This window comes from Pseudescherichia vulneris NBRC 102420 (assembly GCF_000759795.1).
Lineage (GTDB): Bacteria > Pseudomonadota > Gammaproteobacteria > Enterobacterales > Enterobacteriaceae > Pseudescherichia > Pseudescherichia vulneris.
Genome location: NZ_BBMZ01000008.1, coordinates 440644 through 457206, shown reverse-complemented (window position 1 = coordinate 457206; position 16563 = coordinate 440644). Strand labels below are relative to the sequence as shown.

The 16563-nt window shown below is 58.3% G+C and carries 16 protein-coding genes; 8 read left to right on the top strand and 8 right to left on the bottom strand.

Annotation, left to right across the window (positions count from 1 at the left end):
- Window positions 1-148: 148 nt before the first annotated feature.
- On the bottom strand, window positions 149-715 hold the full coding sequence (gene gmhB / locus EV102420_RS07970) for a D-glycero-beta-D-manno-heptose 1,7-bisphosphate 7-phosphatase (RefSeq protein WP_042390671.1): 567 nt from the start codon (window positions 713-715) through the stop codon (window positions 149-151).
- A 186-nt stretch (window positions 716-901) separates the two neighbouring features.
- Here gmhB and metN point away from each other — a divergent pair, with 186 nt between their 5' ends.
- The 6 genes from metN (at window position 902) to proS (ending at window position 6487) form a co-directional block, all read left to right on the top strand.
- A complete protein-coding gene (gene metN / locus EV102420_RS07965) occupies window positions 902-1933 on the top strand; it encodes a methionine ABC transporter ATP-binding protein MetN (RefSeq protein WP_042390669.1) in 1032 nt (343 codons plus the stop codon).
- On the top strand, window positions 1926-2579 hold the full coding sequence (locus EV102420_RS07960) for a methionine ABC transporter permease MetI (protein WP_042390667.1): 654 nt from the start codon (window positions 1926-1928) through the stop codon (window positions 2577-2579). Before metN ends, EV102420_RS07960 begins: the two co-directional genes overlap by 8 nt.
- 43 nt (window positions 2580-2622) lie before the next feature.
- A complete protein-coding gene (locus EV102420_RS07955; RefSeq protein WP_042390665.1) occupies window positions 2623-3438 on the top strand; it encodes a MetQ/NlpA family lipoprotein in 816 nt (271 codons plus the stop codon).
- A gap of 107 nt (window positions 3439-3545) precedes the next feature.
- A complete protein-coding gene (gene rcsF, locus EV102420_RS07950; protein WP_042390662.1) occupies window positions 3546-3953 on the top strand; it encodes an envelope stress sensor lipoprotein RcsF in 408 nt (135 codons plus the stop codon).
- Entirely contained in the window at window positions 3950-4657 is a 708-nt protein-coding gene (gene tsaA, locus EV102420_RS07945; RefSeq protein ID WP_042390660.1) for a tRNA (N6-threonylcarbamoyladenosine(37)-N6)-methyltransferase TrmO, read from the top strand. Before rcsF ends, tsaA begins: the two co-directional genes overlap by 4 nt.
- A gap of 111 nt (window positions 4658-4768) precedes the next feature.
- The gene (gene proS, locus EV102420_RS07940) at window positions 4769-6487 is read left to right on the top strand and encodes a proline--tRNA ligase (protein ID WP_042390659.1); all 1719 of its coding nucleotides are present in this window, start codon (window positions 4769-4771) and stop codon (window positions 6485-6487) included.
- Window positions 6488-6530: 43 nt separating this feature from the next.
- Here the strand turns inward: proS and arfB are convergent, their stop codons facing one another.
- Together arfB and EV102420_RS07930 are read right to left on the bottom strand one after the other, a co-directional pair.
- Complete coding sequence (gene arfB, locus EV102420_RS07935; RefSeq protein ID WP_042390657.1) at window positions 6531-6950, bottom strand: alternative ribosome rescue aminoacyl-tRNA hydrolase ArfB; 420 nt, start codon at window positions 6948-6950, stop codon at window positions 6531-6533.
- The gene (locus EV102420_RS07930) at window positions 6947-7492 is read right to left on the bottom strand and encodes a YaeQ family protein (RefSeq protein ID WP_042390655.1); all 546 of its coding nucleotides are present in this window, start codon (window positions 7490-7492) and stop codon (window positions 6947-6949) included. The genes arfB and EV102420_RS07930 overlap by 4 nt, the downstream gene beginning before the upstream one ends.
- Before the next feature lie 159 nt (window positions 7493-7651).
- On the opposite strand from EV102420_RS07930, the gene EV102420_RS07925 reads away from it, so the two are divergent.
- A complete protein-coding gene (locus EV102420_RS07925; protein WP_042390653.1) occupies window positions 7652-7852 on the top strand; it encodes a YaeP family protein in 201 nt (66 codons plus the stop codon).
- The gene (gene rof / locus EV102420_RS07920; RefSeq protein WP_042390651.1) at window positions 7839-8099 is read left to right on the top strand and encodes a Rho-binding antiterminator; all 261 of its coding nucleotides are present in this window, start codon (window positions 7839-7841) and stop codon (window positions 8097-8099) included. The genes EV102420_RS07925 and rof overlap by 14 nt, the downstream gene beginning before the upstream one ends.
- 29 nt (window positions 8100-8128) lie before the next feature.
- On the opposite strand, the gene tilS is transcribed toward rof, so the two are convergent.
- The 5 genes from tilS to dnaE all read right to left on the bottom strand — a co-directional run bounded on the left by tilS (window position 8129) and on the right by dnaE (window position 16556).
- A complete protein-coding gene (gene tilS, locus EV102420_RS07915; protein ID WP_042390649.1) occupies window positions 8129-9421 on the bottom strand; it encodes a tRNA lysidine(34) synthetase TilS in 1293 nt (430 codons plus the stop codon).
- Window positions 9418-9810, bottom strand: coding sequence for a VOC family protein (locus tag EV102420_RS07910; RefSeq protein ID WP_042390647.1), 393 nt, complete (start codon window positions 9808-9810; stop codon window positions 9418-9420). The genes tilS and EV102420_RS07910 overlap by 4 nt, the downstream gene beginning before the upstream one ends.
- A gap of 56 nt (window positions 9811-9866) precedes the next feature.
- Window positions 9867-12005, bottom strand: a complete 2139-nt coding sequence (locus EV102420_RS07905) for a lysine decarboxylase LdcC (RefSeq protein WP_042390645.1) — start codon at window positions 12003-12005, stop codon at window positions 9867-9869.
- Window positions 12006-12101: 96 nt separating this feature from the next.
- A complete protein-coding gene (gene accA / locus EV102420_RS07900) occupies window positions 12102-13061 on the bottom strand; it encodes an acetyl-CoA carboxylase carboxyl transferase subunit alpha (RefSeq protein ID WP_042390644.1) in 960 nt (319 codons plus the stop codon).
- Window positions 13062-13073: 12 nt separating this feature from the next.
- The gene (gene dnaE / locus EV102420_RS07895; RefSeq protein WP_042390642.1) at window positions 13074-16556 is read right to left on the bottom strand and encodes a DNA polymerase III subunit alpha; all 3483 of its coding nucleotides are present in this window, start codon (window positions 16554-16556) and stop codon (window positions 13074-13076) included.
- Window positions 16557-16563 lie beyond the last annotated feature (7 nt).

Below are 16563 nucleotides of genomic sequence, written 5' to 3'. Positions count from 1 at the left end.
GAATTTTTTCTCTTCAACCGGACCGGCTGTTTCCGTGAAGTGATTCACGTTTGCCGTTTCGATGGAGGCGCATTATAGGGAGTTATTCGGAGCTGACAAGCGGAAAAATACAATTTTATTTCAACCGCTCATCTTTTCGTCATAACGGCTACTTTTGCTGCTTTTTAATCGTTGCCGGCAGCTCTGCAAGGCTATTAAGCACCCAATCGGCTGCATTTTCCCCCTCGGGGGTGACCGGTTTGCCAGAACGCACTAATACTTTATGGCCGACGCCAGCCGCTGCTGCTGCCTGCATATCTTCTACTTTATCGCCCACCATATATGAGGCGGCCATGTCGATATGCAAAAAGTCGCGTGCGGAGTTCAGCATCCCCGGATGCGGCTTACGGCAGTCGCACACCTGGCGGAACTCTTCCACGGTACCCTGGGGGTGATGAGGACAATAGTAGATGCCGTCCAGATCAACGCCGCGATCCGCCAGCGACCAGTCCATCCATTCGGTCAGGGTTTCGAACTGCACTTCGGTAAATTTGCCCCGGGCGATGCCGGACTGATTGGTTACCAGCACCAGCGCGAAGCCCATCGCTTTTAATTCACGCATGGCATCTATTACGCCATCGATAAATTCAAAATCGTCAATCTCGTGGACATAACCATGATCGACGTTAATCGTGCCATCACGATCGAGAAAAATTGCGGGTACTGATTGTGCCACCGGCTTACTCCTGAAAAAGACGTGTCACGCTAGTATCTCATGTTTCACGCGGCAAGAAAGTGCTCATGAGAGCGAGTTACATTGAATTAGACGTCTGGATGCCTTACCATCCGCTCTGTTTACGGTCACTGCCCGTATCTGGCAGAACAAAATGCCACGGCTAACTCTTACGATAAAAATATTCTAATGATTAAACTTTCGAATATCACCAAAGTGTTCCAGCAGGGGAACCGCACCATTCAGGCGCTGAACAATGTCAGCCTGCATGTCCCTGCCGGGCAAATTTATGGCGTCATCGGCGCATCGGGTGCTGGTAAAAGTACGCTGATTCGTTGCGTCAACCTGCTTGAACGCCCAACGCAGGGTAGCGTCCAGGTGGGCGGCGAAGAGCTGACGACGCTGTCGGAAGCGCAGCTTACCCGCGCACGCCGCCAGATTGGCATGATTTTCCAGCACTTTAATCTGCTGGCGTCCCGTACGGTCTACGGCAACGTGGCGCTGCCGCTGGAGCTGGACAACACCCCGGCGGCTGAAATCAAGCGTCGCGTGACCGAACTGCTGGACCTGGTCGGCCTGGCCGATAAGCACGACAGCTATCCGGCTAACCTCTCCGGCGGCCAAAAGCAGCGCGTGGCCATTGCCCGCGCGCTGGCAAGCAATCCGAAAGTGCTGCTCTGCGATGAGGCCACCAGCGCGCTGGATCCGGCGACGACGCGCTCTATTCTGGAGCTGTTGAAAGATATCAACCGCCGTCTCGGCTTAACCATTCTTCTTATTACCCATGAGATGGATGTCGTGAAGCGTATCTGTGACTGCGTAGCGGTGATCAGCAACGGCGAGCTGATTGAACAGGATACGGTTAGCGAAGTGTTCTCTCATCCGAAGACACCGCTGGCCCAGCAGTTTATTCAGTCCACGCTGCATCTGGATATTCCGGAAGATTACCAGCAGCGCCTGAAGGCCAACGCAGAGGCCGACAGCGTGCCGATGCTGCGTATGGAGTTTACCGGCCAGTCGGTAGACGCGCCGCTGCTCTCCGAAACCGCGCGTCGGTTCAACGTCAACAACAACATTATCAGTGCGCAGATGGATTACGCCGGCGGCGTGAAGTTCGGCATTATGCTGACAGAAATGCACGGCTCGCAGCAGGATACCCAGGCCGCCATCGCCTGGCTGCAGGAACATCATGTAAAAGTAGAGGTACTGGGTTATGTCTGAGCCAATGATGTGGTTACTGGCGCGTGGCGTCTGGGAGACGCTGGCGATGACCTTTGTCTCCGGCTTCTTTGGGTTTGTGATTGGCCTGCCGGTAGGCGTGCTGCTGTACGTGACCCGTCCGGGGCAGATCGTTGAGAACGCGAAGCTCTACCGCACCCTCTCTGCGCTGGTGAATATCTTCCGCTCCATTCCGTTTATTATCCTGCTGGTATGGATGATCCCATTCACCCGCGTGATTGTCGGCACCTCCATCGGCCTGCAGGCGGCAATTGTGCCCCTGACCGTAGGCGCTGCGCCCTTTATTGCCCGTATGGTGGAAAACGCACTGTTGGAGATCCCGACCGGCCTGATTGAAGCCTCCCGTGCCATGGGCGCGACGCCGATGCAGATCGTGCGCAAGGTGCTGCTGCCTGAAGCCATGCCGGGACTGGTCAACGCGGCCACCATTACGTTAATCACCCTGGTGGGCTACTCCGCCATGGGCGGCGCGGTCGGCGCAGGCGGGCTGGGCCAGATCGGCTATCAGTATGGTTATATCGGCTATAACGCCACCGTAATGAACACGGTGCTGATATTATTAGTCGTGCTGGTTTATCTGATTCAGTTCTCTGGCGATCGTATCGTCCGGGCAGTAACGCATAAATAGCGTTGTACACAACACAATCGACTCAGTGAGTTAAGGAAATAACATGGTGTTCAAATTTAAGACCTTTGCGGCGGCGGGTGCGCTAATTGGTGCTCTGGCATTGGTAGGCTGCGGCCAGGATGAAAAAGATCCGAACCACATTAAAGTCGGCGTTATTGTGGGTGCTGAGCAGCAGGTTGCTGAAGTGGCCGCGAAAGTGGCAAAAGACAAATACGGCCTCGACGTTGAGCTGGTGACCTTCAACGATTACGTGCTGCCAAACGAAGCGCTGAGCAAGGGCGATATCGATGCTAACGCCTTCCAGCATAAACCGTATCTGGATCAGCAGATCAAAGATCGTGGCTATAAGCTGGTTTCCGCAGGCAACACCTTCGTCTACCCTATCGCGGGCTACTCTAAGAAGATCAAAGCCCTGAGCGAACTGCAGGATGGCGCGCAGATTGCGGTTCCGAACGATCCGACCAACCTGGGCCGCTCTCTGCTGCTGCTGCAAAAACAGGGTCTGATCAAGCTGAAAGAGGGCGTTGGCCTGCTGCCGAACGTTCTGGACGTGACCGAGAACCCGAAAAACCTCAAGATTGTTGAGCTGGAAGCACCGCAGCTGCCGCGCTCGCTAGACGACGCGCAGATTGCCCTGGCGGTGATTAACACCACCTACGCCAGCCAGATCAACCTGACCCCGGCGAAAGACGGTATCTTCGTTGAAGACAAAGACTCTCCGTACGTGAACATGATCGTGACCCGTGAAGATAATAAAGACGCGGAAAACGTGAAGAAATTCGTGCAGGCCTACCAGTCTGACGAAGTTGACCAGGCGGCGAACAAGGTCTTTAACGGCGGTGCAGTTAAAGGCTGGTAATCTCTCCTCGGTATAATATCATTCAGGGCGGGCGCAAGCCCGCCTTGTCATTTATGCAGGCAACTGGTTCAATAACTGACAATTTGATCACTCATTGAGGAAATACTATGCGTGCTTTACCGATCTGTTTACTGGCACTCATGCTCAGCGGCTGCTCCATGCTAAGCAGATCTCCCGTCGAACCCGTTCAAAGCAACGCAGCAACGCCGCCGAAAGCGGAGCCAGTGAAAACGAAAGTATCGCCCCCGGCTCCGGTCAGAGTCATCACCAATCCGGAAGAGCTGATTGGCAAAACGTTCCGCGATCTGGGTGAGGTCTCCGGTGACTCCTGCCAGGCAAGCAACCAGGACTCGCCGCCGAACATCCCGACCGCCCGCAAGCGTATGCAGATCAACGCGGCCAAAATGAAAGCCAATGCGGTACTTCAGCACAGCTGCGAAGTGACCAGCGGCACGCCGGGCTGCTATCGCCAGGCCGTCTGCATCGGATCGGCGCTTAACGTTTCGGCGAAATGAGCACCTTTCAGTTTGCGCAGATAGGCGTTATTCGCTCCCCCTATAAAGAGAAGTTTGCCGTTCCGCGTCAGCCGGGATTGGTGAAAAGCGGCGGCGGTGAGCTTCATCTCATCGCTCCCTATAACCAGGCCGATGCGGTGCGCGGGCTGGAGGCGTTTAGCCACCTCTGGCTGCTGTTTATTTTCCATCAAACGATGGAAGGCGGCTGGCGGCCCACGGTGCGCCCTCCCCGACTCGGCGGCAACGCCAGAATGGGGGTGTTCGCGACCCGTTCGACCTTTCGCCCGAATCCCATCGGCATGTCGCTGGTGGAGCTAAAAGGCATTCGCTGCCAGGGTGAGCAGGTGATCCTTGAGCTAGGCAGCCTCGATCTCGTGGACGGCACGCCGGTGGTGGATATCAAACCCTACCTGCCCTTTGCCGAAGCCCTGCCGGAGGCCAAAGCCAGCTACGCCCAGCAGGCACCGCAGGCCACCATGCCGGTGGGCTTTACCCCCGAGCTTGCCGCGCGCCTGCCGCAGCTGGAGACGCGCTATCCGCATCTTCGACAGTTTATCGTCGAGGTGCTGGCGCAGGATCCTCGTCCCGCCTATCGCCAGCAGGAAGAGGCGGGCAAGGAGTATGCCGTCTGGCTGCTCGATTTCAACGTCCGCTGGCGGGTGACCGACGCGGGCTTTGAGGTCTTTGCGCTGGAAGCGCGGTAAATTCTGCCCGCTCTCTTTTGACATAGCTGTCTCGCTGGTAAACTGAATCACTTTTTTTGTGTCAGGCCCGCTTTGGGCCTGTACCCATCGTCCAAATGGAATCGTAATAACATGCGTACTAGCCAATATCTGCTCTCCACACTGAAGGAGACACCAGCCGACGCCGAAGTGATCAGCCACCAGCTGATGCTCCGCGCCGGGTTGATCCGCAAGCTGGCCTCCGGGTTATACACCTGGCTGCCGACCGGCGTGCGCGTTCTGAAAAAAGTCGAAAACATCGTGCGTGAAGAGATGAACAACGCCGGTGCGATCGAGGTGTTAATGCCGGTGGTTCAGCCCGCTGACCTGTGGCAGGAGAGTGGTCGCTGGGAGCAGTACGGTCCGGAGCTGCTGCGCATTGCCGATCGCGGCGAGCGCCCGTTTGTTCTCGGCCCGACGCATGAAGAGGTCATTACCGATCTGATCCGTAACGAGCTGAGCTCCTACAAGCAGCTGCCGCTGAACTTCTATCAGATCCAGACCAAATTCCGTGACGAAGTCCGTCCGCGCTTTGGCGTGATGCGTTCCCGTGAGTTCCTGATGAAAGACGCCTACTCTTTCCATACCTCACAGGAATCACTACAGCTGACCTACGACGCGATGTACGCTGCCTACAGCAAAATCTTCAGCCGCATGGATCTCGACTTCCGTGCCGTGCAGGCGGATACCGGCTCTATCGGCGGTAACGCCTCGCACGAGTTCCAGGTGCTGGCCCAGAGCGGTGAAGATGACGTGATCTTCTCCGACAGCTCTGACTACGCGGCCAACATCGAGTTTGCCGAAGCGCTGGCACCGAAAGAAGCGCGCGCGGCGGCCACTCAGGAGATGACCCTGGTCGATACGCCAAACGCGAAAACCATCGCCGAGCTGGTGGAGCAGTTTAACCTGCCGATTGAAAAGACCGTTAAGACCCTGCTGGTAAAAGCGGTAGAGGGCAGTGCTTACCCGCTGGTCGCCCTGCTGGTGCGTGGCGATCACGAGCTGAACGAAGTGAAAGCAGAGAAGCTGCCGCAGGTTGCCAGCCCGCTGACCTTCGCTACCGAAGCTGAGATCCGCGCTATCGTCAACGCCGGTCCTGGCTCCCTCGGTCCGGTGAACATGCCGATCCCGGTGATTATCGACCGTACCGTTGCCGTGATGAGCGACTTCTCTGCGGGCGCCAACGTTGACGGCAAGCACTACTTCGGCATTAACTGGGACCGCGACGTGGCGACCCCGGAAGTGGCAGACATCCGTAACGTGGTCGCTGGCGATCCAAGCCCGGACGGCCAGGGTACGCTGATGATCAAACGCGGTATCGAAGTGGGTCACATCTTCCAGCTGGGCACCAAGTACTCTGAAGCGTTGAAAGCGTCAGTCCAGGGTGAAGATGGCCGTAACCAGATCTTGACCATGGGCTGCTACGGTATCGGCGTGACCCGCGTAGTGGCGGCGGCCATTGAGCAGAACCACGACGAGCGCGGTATCGTCTGGCCGGACGCGATTGCGCCGTTCCAGGTTGCCATTCTGCCGATGAACATGCACAAATCCTTCCGCGTGCAGGAGCTGGCCGAGAAGCTTTACGCTGAGCTGAACGCGCAGGGGATTGAAGTGCTGATGGACGATCGTAAAGAGCGTCCGGGCGTGATGTTTGCTGATATGGAGCTGATCGGTATTCCGCACACTATCGTGATCGGCGACCGCAACCTCGACAGCGACGATATCGAATACAAATACCGTCGCAACGGCGAGAAGCAGCTGATTAAGACCGGCGACATTCTCGACTATCTGGTAAAAGCCATCAAAGGCTAAGCCATGCTCTGCCCGGCGGCGCTGTCTGCCGGGCGTGCTTCCTCTACTCTCCGCCGCGCACCTTGCCGCGCATCGCCTTTACCGACGACTTTTGCGACTTGGTTGCCAGACGCCGCTCTTTCGACGCCCGCGTCGGACGCGTAGGACGGCGGCTCTTCTGCTCCACCATCAGCTCCTGAATTAGCGACACCAGACGGGCCAACGCCGCTTCGCGGTTCATCTCCTGGCTGCGGTACTCCTGAGCCTTGATCACCACCATGCCATCGCTGGTAATGAGATGATGGCTGGCCGCCAGCAGGCGCTCTTTGTACGCATCCGGCAGGCTGGAGGCTTTAATATCGAAGCGCAGGTGGATCGCCGTGGAGGTTTTATTCACGTGCTGCCCACCCGCGCCCTGGGCGCGAATGGCGGTCAGCTCGATCTCGCTGTCGGGAATAGCAACGCTGCGTGAAATCTCAATCATGCCGCGCTCTGCCAGGTTGTCAGGTGGATCTCCAGGTTATTCTCCGCGTCCGAGAGCCAGATTGCGCCATCCTGAATAGTGGCCTGAAGCACCATGGTGCGGGAGGCAAATGCGCTCAGCTGCGCCAGCTGCTCATCATCGAGATACCAGATGCTCAGGTTACTGAATCCAGCCAGCTTGCTCTGGTTCTGCTGCCACCAGACCTGCGCCGCCCGGCTGTTGTAGGTAAAGAGAGCCACCTCTTTCGACTGGGTGCAGGCTTTCTTGATGCGTCGCTCCTCCGGTAGCCCCAACTCAATCCACAGGTCGATCCCCAGATGATCGTTGCGCAGCCAGGCTTCCGGCTCATCTTCCGCGCTCAGCCCACGGGTAAACTGCAGCCGCTCGTTGGCAAATTTGATCCACGCCAGCAGGCGCAGCATCATACGCTCCTGGGTTTCAGAAGGGTGGCGCGCCAGAGTCAGGGTGGCATCAAGAAACTGGTTACGGTCCAGATCGGCCACGTTCACCGTCGCTTTATAAATGGTTGCTTTCAATGCCATGTTGTCGCTCCTTCGCAAAATAGCGCCTATTGTAGCAAACATTCAGCCCGCTGATATTGCCGGGATGAGTATGGTATAGTCACCTTGCGAAACAGAGTTTATCTTCGTAGGCTTAAACTTACATCCCACGGTGAAGTCGGTACACTGACAGGAGGGCATGTGGACAATTATTGTGAGTTAATACGCAAGCGGTATGCGGAGATTGCCAGCGGAGACTTAGGGTTTATCCCGGATGCGCTGGGCTGCGTGTTAAAAGCGCTCAATGAAGTGGCATCGGACGATGTGCTTCCTGAGCCCGTCAGGGAAAAGGCAGCCTATGCTGCCGCGAACTTACTGGTGAGCGATTATGTCAATGAATGAAACGTATCAACCCATCAACTGCGATGACTATGACAACCTTGAACTCGCCTGCCAGCAGCATCTATTACTGACGCTGACGCTGAAAGATGGCGAAGAGCTCAAGGGCAAAGCCAGCGATTTAGTCTCGCGTAAGAACGTTGAGTACCTGCTCGTCGATGCAGCAGGTGAAACGCGTGAACTCCGTCTCGACAAAATTGCCAGCTTTAGCCACCCGGATATCGGCACCGTTGTGGTGAGCGAATCCTGAACCTGTTCCAGCGGGCAGCATGCTGCCCGTCATTTCCGCCACGTCAGCCGTAACCCTTCAGCGTTTTCCGCTAGCCCTGTCTGCGTCACAAACTGCCCTGCCGCCGCGATCGGCGTTTCGCCGTAAAACAGGATGGGCGTGGTATCCCGCAGCCAGGGGGCGACCCCCAGCTCCTGCCAGATTTTTTTCAGCTTGCGCCCGCCGTGGCGTCCTGCGATGTAGAGCATCCCCGGCGCATGAAAGCGCACCGTTACCGGCTCATCTGGCTGCGGCGGGCGAATATCGCCCCCTGGCACTAGCGCCAGCTCTCCCAGCCCGTTGGGTAGCGTCAGCGGCGCACATGGCGCGGACCAGCGAATAACGGTTTGCCGCTGGCTGGAGGTGCTTTTCACCCACCACAGCTGGCCCTGAAAGCGGCGGATCTCATGAGATCCCAGCACCAGACGCGGAGACGCGTCCTCCCGGGCGAGGATCGCCTCCTGCCAGATGCGGGTCAGCAGATCCCGTGACGGCATTGGCGCACCCAGCCCGCCCAGCCAGCGGCGGAGAAGCGCCGCCCGGCGATTGGCGCTCATGGTCATCAAGGGCGCAACGGTTAATGCTCCCTCTGTGCTGACCAGGCCCGCCAGCTCGTCTGCCAGCAGCTCGTCCAGAAGCTGCTCCTGCTCACCGCACAGCGCCGCGCTGCGCGCCGCCGCGTTGGCAAAGTGCGGCCAGCGCTGCTTCAGCAGGGGTAGAACCTCCAGGCGGATAAAGTTGCGATCGTAGCTGGCGTCCTGGTTACTCTCATCTTCGATCCAGCTTAACCGATGGGCGCAGGCCCACTGCTCCAGCGTTTCACGGGTTTCATTGAGCAACGGGCGCAGCAGTTGGGTGCCGTGGAAGGGTAGCTCGGCAGGCATGGCCGCCAGCCCCGCCGGGCCGCTGCCGCGCTTCAGCGCCAGCAGCAGCGTTTCGCACTGGTCATCCTGATGCTGGGCGGTAAGCAGCGCCTCCCCCGGCAGCAGCGCCTCGGCAAAAGCCTGATAGCGCGCCTTACGCGCCTGGCCTTCAATGCCTAAACCGTCCGCCGCCAGCGTCACGTGGACTACGCTCAGCGGCACATCCCAGCGGCGGCATACCTGCTGGCAGTGAGTTACCCAGGCATCGGCGTTTGTGCTGAGCCCATGATGAACGTGGATCGCCCGCAGGGAAACGTCAGGCTGCTGCATGCGCCACTGCACCAGCTGGTGCAGCAGAACGGTGGAATCCAGCCCGCCGCTAAACGCCACCAGAAACCGGCGGCAGGCGTGCAGACTTTGCATAAGGGTTGAAGGCGTCATTCCTGCTGGTACAGCTCCAGCGGCAGACCGTCGGGATCGGTGAAAAAGGTGAAGCGCTTGCCGGTGAAGGGATCGATACGCACCGGCTCGCACTCAACGCCGTGCTGTTGCAGGTGGGTTATCGCCCGCTCTACGTCGTCCACGCTAAAGGCCAGATGGCGCAGGCCGCAGGCTTCCGGGCGGCTGGGCCGCGCGGGGGGGAAAGGAAAGGAGAAAAGCTCAATCACATACTCGCCGTTCAGCGCCAGATCGCCCTTCCATGAGTCCCGCTCTTCACGATAGGCCTCGCTTTGCAGCGTAAAGCCTAAGATGTCGCAGTAAAACGCTTTGCTCTTCGCATAATCCGTCGCAATGATCGCGATGTGGTGAACCTTTTTTAAACCAAGCATAACCCCTCCTTTTTTCATGCCAACGTTACGACGCTGCGCATCCCTGCGCAAGGGGGTCAGGCCTGTTTTAAGACCCTTACCCGGTAAACGCCGTCCTCATCGCGCTTCGCACCGTGGATATCCGTTTCAAAACCGGGATAGTGGCGGCCGATGGCGCAGAGCATCAGCAGAAAATCGAGCACCGCCCGGCTGCGCTCGGTGATCATCTCTCCTGGCATCAGCAGCGGCACGCCCGGTGGATACGGCAGGATCATATTGGCAGAGACTCTTCCCACCAGCGCCTCCAGCTCGACGGTCTCCACTTCGCCTTTGACCTGGAGCTGCCACGCCTGATGCGGGGTCATGATCATGTGCGGCAGCACGTCGAAGGCCTGGAGCATCAGGCGCGGCAGCTCGTGCTGGCAGATCAGCTTGTGGATCCCCTGGGCCAGATCCTGAATGCGCATGTTGCGGTAGAAGTCGGGATCCTCCGCGTAGAGATCCGGCAGCATGTTCTTCACCCGCAGGTTGAGATCGTAGGCGCGCTTAAACTCCATCAGGCCGCGCAGCAGTCCCATCGCCCGGGTTTTATCGATACCAATGCTAAAGAGGAACAGCAGGTTGTAGGGGCCGGTCTTCTCCACTACCACGCCGCGCTCGTCGAGGAATTTCGCCACCAGCGCGGCGGGAATGCCCTCCTCACCCATGTTGCCCTGCTCGTCCATGCCCGGCGTCAGAATCGTCACCTTGACCGGATCGAGGAACATATGGTTCGCATCCGCCTCGCGGAAGCCGTGCCATGCCTCACCCGGCGCAACCGGCCAGCAGTCGGCCTCTTCAATATCCTCCGGCTGCCAGATATCGAAGAACCAGCCCTCCGCCTCGTCTTTCAGCCGCTGCACCTCTTTACGGAAGTGAAGCGCGCGCTCGACGGAGCGGTTGATCAGCCGTCGACCCGGATTGCCCCGCAGCATCGCCGCCGCCGTCTCGATAGAGGCCACCAGCGGATAGCTGGGCGAGGTGGTGGTATGCATCATGTAGGCTTCGTTAAAGGTATCTTCGTCATATTCGCCTTTAACGTGGATCAGCGATGCCTGGGAGAACGCGGCCAGCATCTTGTGCGTCGACTGGGTTTCAAAGAAAACTTTGCCCGGCACGCGATCGCCACTCATGCCGCTCTTGCCTTCGTAGATGGGGTGGAAGTTAGTGTAGGGAACCCACGCCGAATCGAAGTGAATCGACGGCACGTCCAGGGTCTCTTTGATCCAGTTGGTGTTATAGAGCAGCCCGTCATAGGTAGAGTTGGTGATCACCGCGTGAACCGGCCAGCTGGCCCCGTGCGTCGCTGCCACCTTCTCTGTAATGCTTTCATGGCTAAACTCGCGACGGGGAATGCCACCTAAAATACCCAGCGCGTTGCGTCCCGGCTTGAGCCAGATTGGCACCACGTCGCTCATCATCAGCAGGTGGGCCAGCGACTTGTGGCAGTTGCGATCGATAAGCAGCGTGCTGCCGTCAGACGCGGCGTACATGCCAACAATCTTGTTGGAGGTCGAGGTGCCGTTGGTCACCATGTAGCTCTGCTCGGCACCAAAGGTGCGGGCGATATACTCTTCGGCCTCCAGGTGCGGGCCGGTATGATCGAGCAGGGATCCCAGCTCGGTCACGGAGATCGAGACGTCGGCCTTGAGGGTATTGCCGCCGAAAAAGTCATAGAACAGGCAGCCCACCGGGCTTTTCTGGTAGGCGGTACCGGCCATGTGTCCGGGCGTACAGAAGGTGTACTTACCCTCTTTCACATAGGTGAACAGCGAGCGGGTAAACGGCGGCGTGATCTGGTCCAGGTACTCGTTAGTATACTGGCGGATACGCGTCGAAATGCTGTCGGCCACGCCCAGCGCGTACTCGAAAAACCAGAGCGCCATACGCATATCGTGGGCGCTGACGTCCATCGTTGAGTGAGTATTGATAAAGGCGTAGAGCGGCAGATACTCGTTGAGCTGGTTGATCTCGCTGCACAGATCGAGGCCATGCCGATCCCAGTCAAAGATGACGCCGCAGATGCGCGGGTTGTGTTCGATGAGTTTTAACAGGTCGTTGCTGCTGGTGGGGTAGATGAGCTGGAAACCCTGCTGCTCCAGCGCAAGGTGAAGCTCTTTGAGGGGCTCGTCTTTATAAAAAACGCCCTGCTGCCCCATAATGGCGATGATATTCAATGCTTACCTCCGTGCGAATTCACAGGTAAGCATAGTTGAGGCGAGCGGGTTTTGTAGGCCGGGCACGCGTGAGCGCCGCCCGGCGTTCTAAAGAGATCAGGCGTAGCCGTAGCTCATCAGGCGCTGGTAACGACGGTCACGCAGCTCATCTTTGCTCAGCACGTCCAGATCGGCCAGATCTTCCAGCAGCTGCGCCTTCAGCGACGCGGCAATCGCTTCCGGGTTGCGGTGCGCGCCACCCAGCGGCTCTGGAATAATGGAGTCGATCAGCTTCAGCTCTTTCAGACGCGGAGCGATAATACCCATCGCTTCTGCTGCCAGCGGCGCTTTATCGGCGCTCTTCCACAGAATAGACGCACAGCCTTCCGGGGAGATCACCGAGTAGGTGCTGTACTGCAGCATGTTAACTTTATCGCCCACGCCGATAGCCAGCGCGCCGCCGGAGCCGCCTTCACCGATGACGGTGCAGATCACCGGCACGTTCAGACGCGACATCTCACGCAGGTTGCGGGCAATGGCTTCAGACTGGCCGCGCTCTTCCGCACCCACGCCTGGGTAAGCACCCGGGGTGTCGATGAAGGTAATGATCGGCATGTTGAAACGCTCGGCCATCTCCATCAGGCGCAGCGCTTTGCGGTAGCCTTCCGGTGCTGGCATACCGAAGTTACGGCGGATTTTTTCTTTGGTTTCACGCCCTTTCTGATGACCAATGATCATCACCGGACGCCCGTCCAGACGCGCGATACCGCCCACAATGGCTTTATCGTCAGCGTAGGCGCGGTCCCCGGCCAGCTCGTCGAACTCATCAAACGCCAGGCGGACATAATCCAGGGTGTACGGACGCTGTGGATGGCGCGCCAGTTGCGCGACCTGCCATGCGCCGAGATCGGCAAAGATTTTACGCGTCAGCTCTACGCTTTTTTCGCGCAGACGATGCACCTCTTCGTCGATGTTAATATCCAGTTTTTCATCCTGGCGGCTCACTGCCGTCAGGGAATCGATTTTCGCTTCCAGCTCGGCGATCGGCTGTTCGAAATCAAGGAAATTCAGACTCATAGTATTCCTGTATTAGTCAAACTCTAGTTCCACCTGCTCCGGGCCAACCAGGCCACGTAGATCGTTAAGTAAACGATCGCTCGGAGAGACACGCCATGTTGCACCAAAGCGCAACCGGGCGCGCGCATCCGCTCTCTGGTAGTAGAGATGCACTGGAATTGTTCCCGAACGGTGGGGTTCCAGAGACTGACGGAGTCGGTTTAAAAGCTGGTCATCAATTTGCCTGTCCGTCAGCGAGATAGCAAGCCCGCGAGCATATTTTTCCCGGGCTTCGTCAATGTCCATCACTTCGCGGGCGGTCATTTTAAGCCCCCCACTGAAGTCATCAAAGCTGACCTGTCCGCTGACGATGAGTATGCGGTCTTTTTCCAGCAATTGCTGGTATTTATCCAGCGCGTCGGTGAATAACATCACCTCCAGACGGCCGGAACGGTCATCCAGCGTACAGATGCCGATACGATTGCCGCGCTTGGTGACCATAACCCGCGCCGCAATGACGAGCCCCGCAGCGGTGGTGATCTTACCACGCTCTGTCGGGTGCATGTCTTTGAGCCGAAGCCCGCCGACATAGCGCTCAATCTCTTTTAAATACTGGGTAATCGGGTGACCCGTCAGGTAGAGCCCCAACGTTTCACGCTCCCCATCCAGCACCACCTGCTCCGGCCAGCGCTGGCAGTTGGCGTAGGACTGCTCGATCTGCGCTGGCTCCTCCGCCAGCACGCCAAACATATCCGCCTGGCCGATTGCCTCTGCCTTAGCATGCTGATCGGCGGCTTTCAGCGCATCGTTCAGCGAGTTCATCAGCGCGGCGCGGTGCGGCCCGAGGCGGTCAAACGCCCCGGACATAATCAGCTTCTCCAGAACCCGACGGTTAAGCTTCTTGGTGTCGGTGCGGGCGCAAAGGTCGAACAGCTCACGGAAGTAGCCGTCTTTATTTCGCGCCTCCAGAATGGCTTCAATCGGGCCTTCACCCACGCCCTTGATGGCGCCGATCCCGTAGACAATCTCGCCGTCGTCGTTAACGTGAAAATGGTACAGCCCGGAGTTGATATCCGGCGGCAGGATCTTTAACCCCATCCGCCAGCACTCATCCACCAGCCCCACCACCTTCTCGGTGTTGTCCATATCCGCCGTCATTACCGCCGCCATAAATTCAGCGGGATAGTGGGCCTTCAGCCACAGCGTCTGATACGACACCAAAGCATAGGCAGCGGAGTGCGATTTGTTAAATCCGTAACCGGCGAATTTCTCTACCAGGTCAAAGATTTTAATCGCCAGCTCACCGTCAATGCCGTTCTTTCTCGCCCCGTCTTCAAAGACCGAGCGCTGCTTGGCCATCTCTTCCGGCTTCTTCTTACCCATCGCACGACGCAGCATGTCCGCGCCGCCCAGCGTATAGCCGGAGAGCTCCTGGGCAATCTGCATCACCTGCTCCTGATAGAGGATGATGCCGTAGGTCGGCTCCAGCACCGGCTTCAGGCACTCGTGCTGCCACTGCACGTCAGGATAGGAGATCGCTTCCCGGCCATGCTTACGGTCGATAAAGTTATCTACCATCCCGGACTGCAACGGACCAGGACGGAACAGGGCCACCAGGGCGATCATATCTTCGAAGCAGTCAGGCTGCAGACGTTTAATCAGATCCTTCATGCCGCGGGATTCAAGCTGGAAGACCGCGGTGGTTTCCGAGCGCTGCAGCATATCAAAACTTTTCTTGTCGTCGAGAGGGATCGCGGCGATATCAATCGGCTCCAGCCCCTGCTTCGCCCGGCGCGGGTTGATCATCTTCAGCGCCCAGTCGATGATCGTCAGCGTACGCAGGCCGAGGAAGTCGAACTTCACCAGTCCCGCGTACTCCACGTCGTTCTTATCAAACTGGGTAACCGGATGCTGCCCGGCTTCGTCGCAGTAGAGCGGCGCAAAATCGGTAATTTTGGTTGGCGCGATCACCACGCCACCGGCGTGCTTACCGGCGTTACGCGTCACCCCTTCCAGCTTGCGCGCCATGTCGATGAGGGCTCTGACCTCTTCATCAGCCTCGTAGATCTCCGGCAGCTGCGGCTCGGCCTCAAAGGCTTTCGCCAGGGTCATGCCCGGATCCGGCGGCACCAGCTTGGAGATGCGATCCACAAAGCCGTAGGGGTGGCCCAGCACGCGGCCCACGTCGCGGATCACCGCTTTCGCCGCCATCGTACCGAAGGTGATAATCTGCGACACCGCCTCGCGACCGTACATCTCTGCCACGTGGTCGATCACCTGGTCACGTTTCTCCATGCAGAAGTCAACGTCGAAGTCAGGCATTGAGACACGCTCCGGGTTCAGGAAGCGTTCGAACAGCAGGTCAAACTCCAGCGGATCGAGGTCGGTGATCTTCAGCGCATAAGCCACCAGCGATCCCGCGCCAGAACCACGCCCAGGCCCTACCGGGACGCCGTTATCCTTCGACCACTGGATAAACTCCATCACGATCAGGAAGTAGCCCGGGAAGCCCATCTGGTTGATCACTTTCAGCTCAACGTCGAGGCGTTCGTCGTACGCTGGGCGCTTCTCGGCGCGCTCCGCCGGGTCCGGGAAGAGGAACTCCAGACGCTCCTCCAGCCCCTCTTTCGACTTCAGGACCAGGAAATCTTCCGTGGTCATGTCGCCGGTGGGGAACTGCGGCAGGAAGTATTCGCCGAGACGCACGGTGACGTTGCAGCGTTTGGCAATCTCAACGCTGTTCTCCAGCGCTTCCGGGATGTCGGAGAAGAGCTCACACATCTCCTCTTCGCTGCGCATATACTGCTGCGGTGAATAGAGGCGCGGGCGCTTGGGATCGTCGAGGGTAAAGCCGTCGTGAATAGCCACGCGAATTTCGTGGGCGTCAAAATCACCGCTGTCGATAAAACGGACGTCGTTGGTCGCCACGACCGGCAGACCACGCTCCTGGGCCAGCTCAACCGCGGCGTGCAGGTAGCTCTCTTCGTCAGGACGACCGGTACGGATCAGCTCCAGATAGAAGCGATCCGGGAAGTGGGTTTCATAGAAGCTTACGCACTGATCCACCAGCGCCGCGTTGCCGCGCAGCAGGCTTTTGCCCACGTCGCCCATGCGTCCGCCGGAGAGCAGGATCAGCCCTTCGCCCAGCTCTGCCAGCCAATCCCGGTCGATCCACGGCCCCAGCGCGCCGTAGCCACGCTGGTAGGCGCGTGAGATAAGCAGCGTCAGGTTCTGGTAGCCGGTGTTGTTGGCCGCGAGCACCGTAATTTGGGTAAACTCGTCGCCCATGATATCGCTCTGGACGTGAAAATCCGCCCCAACGATTGGCTTAATCCCTGCCCCGTGGCCCGTTCCGTAGAACTTAACCAGACCGCAGAGGTTGGTAAAATCGGTGATCGCCAGCGCAGGCTGACCCAACGCGGCCGCCTTTTTTACCAGCGGCCCGGTCTTAGCCAGCCCATCGATCATGGAGTAGTCGCTGTGCACCCGCAGGTGGACATAACGTGGTTCAGCCATCTTAATC